The 3922-nt window shown below is 33.2% G+C and carries 2 protein-coding genes; both read left to right on the forward strand.

Annotated features, from left to right (window positions below; translation table 11 throughout):
• Positions 1–621 precede the first annotated feature (621 nt).
• A complete protein-coding gene (locus F6K54_RS41595) occupies positions 622–1740 on the forward strand; it encodes a hypothetical protein (protein ID WP_293090349.1) in 1119 nt (372 codons plus the stop codon).
• Positions 1703–3058 (forward strand): vWA domain-containing protein, encoded by a 1356-nt coding sequence (locus F6K54_RS41600; RefSeq protein WP_293090350.1) that lies wholly within the window; start codon positions 1703–1705, stop codon positions 3056–3058. Before F6K54_RS41595 ends, F6K54_RS41600 begins: the two co-directional genes overlap by 38 nt.
• Positions 3059–3922 lie beyond the last annotated feature (864 nt).

Below are 3922 nucleotides of genomic sequence, written 5' to 3' on the forward strand. Positions count from 1 at the left end.
ATTTGATAATGCAATATTTATTCTGGAAATTCCTTAGTGGTTAAATTTTCTGAGGTGAGGGTTAAGCCTATTTTTCTGAGTTTTTCGCCCTTTAATTATTACTATATATGAGCGCACCTTTTCCATTATATTTATAGTATCTTGTCAAGTATAGTTTGTCAAGGTAGAGCTTCCATTTTTTGAAATTTTTTCGATAAAAATTTTGAGCAATGCGCCCAGAATAAAAATCAATAGTGGAAAGTAATGACTACTATCTAATCTACTGCAATAAAATCGGTTTACCTCCTCATATTTCTTAGTTAAAACTAGGGCAAAAAAATCAAGATAACCAAAGGATAAAAAACAGTATTACTATTTTTTTCTTAATTCCATCTAATCTGTATTAAAAATCTCTGCCGTGACTTCCTTCTTTCTGCCAACATACTATTGACATTCTGGGAGATACTATTTAAAATGCAAAAGATTCAAAACCTGTATATTTGTAAGCATTTCCTGCGGAATGCTGCGCAAACAGCAGTCAGCTAGCCTTCTATGGTCGTAACTTTCCTACGGAATGCTGACATATATTTACTAATTATCTACTGATTCTGACTCTATCTAAATTAAAATTAATTATAAATCATGAGAATATATCTATATATTCTATCAGGAATTACATCGTCATTAATCGGCTGGAGTATAGGGCAATTTATCCTCAGTGATTTAGGCTGGTTACAAAAGCTTCCTGAATTAGCATTATTTCCTTGTGTAGCAATTTCTCTAGCAGTTGGTATAGTTGCAACAGATATATTTTTAAGCAATCCAACTCGATTTAAACGCAACTTCAACAGAGGTATAATACCGCTGAGTATTGCCGCAGGATTAGGATTATTAATCGGTCTTACTTCTGGAGCATTAGTACAAATATTACTCAATCCACAACTACGAGATAAAGTTATAACTGTACCCGATAAATTTGTCAGAATAGTCGGATGGATATTAATTGGTGGAGCAGTCGGTTTAGCTGAAGGTTTGACTTGGCGCTGGCGTAGTATAGAAGCAGGAGATAAACGACGTTTTTTACAGCGACTTACCATTAGTTTAACTACCAGTATTTTGACTGCTTTAATTGCAGCAATTATCTTTGAATGGATACGACAACAAATGAATGGAATACCCACAGCATTACAAGCTTGGGAAGACACAATAGGCTTTTCTTTATTAGGCGGTTTGTTAGGTTTAGTCTTGAGTTTTTCTACCTCTCCTAGTCATCTAGTTGCCCTCAGAGCAGGAGCTGGTTTTGAATATATTGAAAATGTCAATTTTAATCAGTCTGAAACACCAGGAAATTATCCCCATATACAGAAAGAATTATCACCAAGAATTAAATTTGTGAGTAATGATTTGGTGGATAAAATTGAGGAAGGATTATCAATTCAATTACCCGCAAGAGGTAAAGTGAAAATTGGTTCAGCTCAGTTAAAAATCATGGGCAGTCAACAATTTGGTGTAGATATTTGTATCCCTGGTTTGCCACTGCATATTGCTGACCTAGACTTAGCATCTAGCCAAACAATTTTAGTACCTAACCTCAAGTTTTTTAATAGAATAGAATATCAAGGCGAACCCTTGAAAGAAAGTACGCCAATCAAACTAAAACATAACGATTTAATTGCATTTTACGCTGAAAATGAGGGCTATAATGGTAAAAAATTATTCAGATTTGTCTACTACAATCGCTTCTTGGACCCGCAAAGTTAGTCTTTATTTATTAATAGTAACTTCCTACATTAATCCTAGTTTAGCTCAAGTAAAAAATGTGGAAATTATCGAAGCTATTCCTGAACGAAATGAAGGTAAAGTTACCCTGCGACTCAAAGCCTATGACCAAAACAATAAACCAGTAAGAGACCTGCAAAAAGAGAACTTTAATTTAACAGTTTGTCCGCCTAAAACAGAGCCTAAAACTAGAGAATGTAAAACCTTAAATCCCATTGATATTAATTGGAAAATCCCCCTGCCCGAAGAATTACCTCCTGCTTGGGTAATTGTTTTATTAGATTTTAGTGGCAGTATGAAGCAATTAGATAGTAGTGGAGAAAAAACCAAATTAGAAGGAGCGATCGCTGCGATTAGAAAATTCAATCAAGATTTAGTGGACAAGGGAGAAAATACCAGAATTTCTATTGTACCTTTTGGCAAAGGAGGTGAAAATTGTCCGGGAAATAAAGTGACGAAAAAAGAACTAGATAATTTTGTTTTAACAGGTAATAGAAAGGTTGAAAAATCTCTCAAAAAACTAGAAAGTCAACTGGATAATCTTTGTGCAGCTACAGATATTTATGAACCTTTGCGTCAGGCAGTACAATTTTTTGGCAATTCCGAAGATACTCGTTTTAACCCACGCCCAAATTCTAATTTATCTCAACCAAGACGTTCGATAATTTTACTTTCTGATGGCTATCATAGTATTTATGGAAATAGAGAAAATGAGCCAGAATTAGAAGCACAAGACTTTGAAAAACTTGTGTTTATGTTAAAAAGTTATCCTAATATTACTGTGCATACTTTGGGTTATGGTTTGACTCCCCAACAGTTGCAGCAAAAATATGATTTAGAGGAACCTCCTACTATTAGAGATATTAGTGTGAGAGGAGGAAAAAAAAGTAATAATTCTGAAGAGTTAACAGAACTTGCTGCTGAAGAATTTGTCGATCAAAAACGACTACAACAAATTGCGAAAGTAACTAATGGTATTGCTGAATTTTCTGGTAATGCTGAGGATATTTCTAGTAGTTTGACTGAATTTTTAGAGGCTTTATTTGATGAGTATCAAATTAACTATATTCAGCCAATAAATGCTGACCGTGGTTCGTTACATAATGTGCAAGTTAGTCTCAATTTACCAGATATTTCAGTAGATTCAGAACAACAACCTTATGTATTTCCTTGGATATCGCGCTCCCTGCCTTTTTTGACTAGATTTATCATTTTCTTATTTACTTTAGCCGTACTATTAGGAGGTGGTGTAATACCATTTTTGTTGTGGGCAAAATCAATTAAACGAGAGTATCAATGAAGAAGGAAGAAGGAAGAAGGAAGAAGGAAAAAGGAAGAGAAGTTAAAAGTCAAAAGTTAAAAGTCAAAAGTTAAAAGTTAAAAATTAAAAGTTAACAGTTAAAAGATAGATTTTATCAGCTCAAAATTTTGATGCTATAGTAATTTACCGAAATTATTTAACATTTAAAGGAGAGAAGTTAAAAGTTAAAAGTTAAAAGTCAAAAATTAAAAGTTAAAATTTAGATTTTATCAGCTCAAAAATTTGATGCTACAGTAATTTAAAGTCAAAAGTACAAAATTAAAAGTTAAAATTTAGATTTGATGGGTGCATCTCAATGCGTGAATAAAGCCAAAAAGTTATTGCTTTTAGGGAACACCGGAGCTGGGAACATGGAACAGGGAATATATAGGAAAAAAGTATTTTTGCCAATATGAGATGCACCGGATTTTATTAGCTCAAAACTTTGATGTTACAGTAATTTACCGAAAGTATTTGTGACATTTTTCAAGTGAATTGGTATAAGAAGGAAGAAGGAAGAAAAGAGTTGCCATAGAAGAGGAAGTTATACCATTTTATCTTCCTATTGTAAGCATTCAGCCGTCAGCTATGAGCTATTGCTTTTAGTTGATGATAAAAACTTTATTAATTCTCTTACTAAAAAAGTTGGCTCCCTTGCCCTTAAACCCACATTCCGCACTTCAAGAGCGTATCATTAAAAGTAGTATATAAATTTGTATCTTGGTAGGTGTTTATATTATGCAAATCATCTCAATTACTTTTTTCGTTCATCAAATTCCGAGTAAAAAATTTACGCATAAATACTTCTTTGATTGATTACTCAATCACGGCAGTCATGATTTTCTTCTCAAATTCTGTCTCCTG

The sequence above is a fragment of the Okeania sp. SIO3B5 genome, assembly GCF_010692555.1.
In the GTDB taxonomy this organism is placed as follows: Bacteria; Cyanobacteriota; Cyanobacteriia; order Cyanobacteriales; family Microcoleaceae; genus Okeania.